At 47.0% G+C, this 3,982-nt stretch carries 3 protein-coding genes and 1 pseudogene; all 4 read left to right on the top strand.

Features of this window, described 5'->3' with window-relative positions:
* Positions 1-409: pseudogene (locus Q0256_RS11400) on the top strand (YihA family ribosome biogenesis GTP-binding protein); the annotation flags it as partial.
* Positions 410-521: 112 nt separating this feature from the next.
* Entirely contained in the window at positions 522-1,343 is an 822-nt protein-coding gene (locus Q0256_RS11395; RefSeq protein ID WP_297963209.1) for a GNAT family N-acetyltransferase, read from the top strand.
* On the top strand, positions 1,310-1,798 hold the full coding sequence (locus tag Q0256_RS11390) for a hypothetical protein (RefSeq protein WP_297880117.1): 489 nt from the start codon (positions 1,310-1,312) through the stop codon (positions 1,796-1,798). The genes Q0256_RS11395 and Q0256_RS11390 overlap by 34 nt, the downstream gene beginning before the upstream one ends.
* Positions 1,795-3,615 (top strand): penicillin-binding protein 2, encoded by a 1,821-nt coding sequence (gene mrdA, locus Q0256_RS11385; RefSeq protein ID WP_297963207.1) that lies wholly within the window; start codon positions 1,795-1,797, stop codon positions 3,613-3,615. Before Q0256_RS11390 ends, mrdA begins: the two co-directional genes overlap by 4 nt.
* Positions 3,616-3,982: the final 367 nt, after the last annotated feature.

Genomic DNA, 3,982 nt, shown 5'->3' with positions numbered 1-3,982 from the left:
CAATCGCGCCTTTTCCGATCTTGCGAGCTTGGGTGAAAATATCTCTTTGATCTTCGTGGATCTGCCGGGGTTTGGGTATGCCAAGGTTTCTAAAAAACTGCATTATATCTGGCAAAAAAATCTCGACGAGTTCATCAAAGAGCGCCTAAATATCAAGCTTTTCGTCCATCTCATCGACGCGAGACAGTTTGATCTTGAAATAGATAAAAATTTGCAAAACTATCTCGCTAGTTTTCTGCGCGGCGATCAAAAGGTCGTGAGGCTCTACACCAAAGCCGACAAGCTTAACCAAAGCGAGCGCGCAAAGCTTTTGAGGCACGATCCGCAGGCGATTTTGGTCTCGACGCTAAAGGGCAGCGAGCTTGCAAAAGCGCGCGAGATCATCGTGCGCAGGGCGTTTGGATTATGAAATTTCTAAATTTAAATACGTTAAATTTCGCGGCGCAGAATTTCAAAATAATTAAATTCAGCGGATATAAAATACACCGCCAAGATCGCGCAAAGATTAGGGAAAATTTTAGATGATATGGCTAAAAAAGGCGCGCCTTTGCGACATTTCGCGCATGCAGGAGCTCGTAAAAGAGGAGGTGCAAAACGGCGTGATCTTGCCGCTTGAAAGCGATGAGATAGCTGCCAATATCCGCTCATACGTGCTAGCGTTTAGCTGTGATTCTAAGGCGGATAGGAGTTTTGATTCCAAGGAAAATTTGAGTTTTGATTCTAAAGAAAATTCCGACTTAAATTTAGCCAGGAATTCCGATTCAAATTTAGCGCGCAATGCCGATTTAAATTTAATCCAAAGCTCCGCCGCAAATTTTGCCAAAAATTCTACTGAAAATTCCGCCGAAAATATCGCGGGTAATTTTGCGCCGCAACTAGCTATGCCGCAAAGCGAAGCGCAAGCCGTATCCGGGGCGAGCCGCGCGCAAGCGGGCAAAGGGCAAATTTTACGGAGCGAATATTCACAAAGCGCGGGCGTTTTTCAGAACGATCTTTCGCAGCTTTGCGAATCGCAGTCCGCAAAAGATGCCGAAATTTTGGCGGGCTTTGCTTCGCTTAAAATTTTTAACGCCGATCTTGCCGAGGTGCGCTCGCTCATCGTCGCTCCGCAGTTTCGCAGGCGCGGCATTGCCAGAGCTATCGTAAACGAGCTGCTAGACGAAGCGAAATTTTACGGGCTGAAAAGCGTATTTACGCTCACCTATCAAAAGGAATTTTTTGGGCGCCTCGGTTTTACCGAAATCCCAAAGGACGAGCTGCCCGCGCAAAAAATTTGGGCTGATTGTATTAAATGCAAAAAGTTTCCGGTATGCAACGAAATCGCACTTATCTATACCTTATAGCGGACACGCTTTTTAGCGCGGGAGTTCTTTTCTACCTGCTTCTAAGTGCGGTGTATAGAGGCTTGCCGCCGCTGATTGGATTTTTTTTTACGGCGATGGTGGTGCAAAAATACGAAAACGACGTGAAATTTAAAAAGTTCGGCTTTACCTGGTTTTTCTCTATTTTTTATCTGTTTTGCGCCGAGCAGATCCACGGATTTAACCTATTTAGCGTGGCTATCGCGTATTGTATATTTTATTTCGTGGTCTATGAAAACTCATTTAAATATATTAAATTTAGAAATTTTTTGATCTGCTTTTACGTGATGATCAGCTATGTTTTGGTCTTTGTGGTGAGCAACGCGATCTCTGCGATCAAAAAGAGCGAGTACCTGCCACTAAGCGGCGAGTATTTAAATTACATCGTGATTGAAATTTTGCTCGCTCTGCTCTTTTTTAAGGGGCGGCTGGTATGAGGCTAAAGTTTGTATTCGTATTCGTGATACTATTTTTTAGCATGCTTTTGGTTAGAATTTATTATCTTTCGATCAAATCAAACGAATTCTACGAGCAGGTCGCTAAAAATAACGTCATCTCTACCGAATACATCCCGCCGGTGCGCGGTCAAATTTTAGACGCCAAAGGCCGCCCGCTCGCGATAAATAATCTCGGCTTTTCGCTATCGATCGCGCCGCATTTAAAAGACGCCGCGTTGCAAAGCGAGCTAAATAACATCTCGCGCTACTTCAAAGATCTCAATGTCACCGCGATGAGCAAGAGCTACAAGGACGCGAATTCCGCTTACAATCAAGACTTTATCGAAGTCGTGCCGTTTTTGGACTACAACGCCACGATACAGCATTTTGCAAGCCTAAGCCTGCACGAAAATATTAAAATTTCGCCCGCTTCGCAGCGCTTCTACCCTTACGGCGCGCTTGCTTCGCACATCATCGGCTACGTAGGCCGTGCCAATAAAAAAGATATCCAAAAAAACCCCCTAAGCGCGCTTACCGGATACAACGGCAGAAGCGGCGTCGAGGGGTATTATAACGAGCTTTTGCAGGGCAGCAAGGGCGAGCGCAAGACGAAGGTTACGGCGCTAAATCAGGTCGTAGAGGAGATCTCGATGAGGGAGCCCAGCAGCAGCGAAATTTCGCTTACCATCGATCTTGAGCTGCAAAAATACCTCGAGGAAATTTTTAAAGATAAAGACGGCGTAGCGATCGTGATGGATCTGCGCGACGGCGCTATCATCGCGGCGGGCAGCTTCCCCGAGTACGATCTAAACACCTTCGTGGGCGGAATTTCGCAGGCGCAGTGGGACGAGCTGATAAAAGATCCGCGCCATCCTTTTACGAATAAGCTCGTAAACGGCCTCTATCCGCCGGGCTCTGTAATCAAGATGGCGGTGGGGATGAGCTTTTTAAACAGCGGCAAGATCAACGAAAACTGGAGCGTGTTTTGCAGCGGCGCGATAGAGCTTGGAGGGCGTAAATTTCGCTGCTGGAAGAGCTGGGGTCACGGCCGCGTGAGCCTAGTAGAGGCGATTAAGGGCAGCTGCGACGTGTATTTTTACGAAGGCTCGCTGCTGGTGGGGATCGACTATATGTCCGCGTATCTGCAGCGTCTGGGGTTTGGTAGTAAAACGGGCGTCGATCTGCCCAATGAGTTTGTAGGCACGATGCCTAATAAGGCCTGGAAAATGCAGAAATTTAAGCGCGCGTGGTATCAGGGTGAGACGGTCAATGCCTCGATCGGTCAAGGCGACGTGCTCGTCACCCCTATGCAGGTAGCTAAAAACACCGCGCAGATCGCCTCAGGCAAGGCTATCACGCCGCATTTTTTAAAAAGCATCGACGGCAAGCCGGTGGAATTTGCCCCTACCGAGCTTTTCACGCCGAAAGAAAAGGCGCAGCTGCCCCTCGTGCGACGCGGGATGTATGAAGTCGGCAACAACCCCGACGGAGGCACCGCCTACAAGCTCATCCATACCGCAGTAGTGCCTCTAGCGGTCAAGACGGGAACCGCGCAGGTCGTAGGCATCTCGCAGACCGCCAAAAAGCGAATGAAAGAGGCCGATATGGACTACTTCCACCGCTCGCACGCCTGGATGACGAGCTTCGGGCCGTATGACAAGCCGCAATACGCCGTAACCGTGCTCGTAGAACACGGCGGCGGAGGCGGAAGCGCGGCAGGACCTGTGATAATGCAAATCTACGAAAAGCTTGCCCAGATGGGCTACATCGACGCCAACGCAACGACTAACAAAGACAGCGCAAAGAAAACGAAGTAGGATGGGATTTTAAAATTATAAAATTTCAGAATTCTGCTCGTCCTTCGCGGAGTTGGAATTTTATCTAGCCCCATGGGTCTGAAATTTTAAAATTTATCCGCCTTCGTAAGTCTGAAATTTTAAAATTTAGAGCAGTGCGGAGGCTTTGAAATTTAGAATTTTACCCGTCCTTTGCGGACTTGAAATTTTAAAATTTAGAGCGGCAAAAGACCCTAAAATTGAGTAGATCAAAGCAGTTTTAAATTTTAAATACATTATATATTAGCGCATAGGCGAATATAAACATATCGTAAAATTTAAATTATTAAATTTCTTAAGGAGGAGAAAATGGCGTTTGTTGCAGAATATATTTCTAAAGAGGATATTA

Origin of the sequence: uncultured Campylobacter sp. (genome assembly GCF_937949835.1) — a bacterium.
Lineage (GTDB): Bacteria > Campylobacterota > Campylobacteria > Campylobacterales > Campylobacteraceae > Campylobacter_B.
Note: the sequence above shows the minus strand (reverse complement) of the source record. Positions and strands in the feature narration are given on the sequence as shown.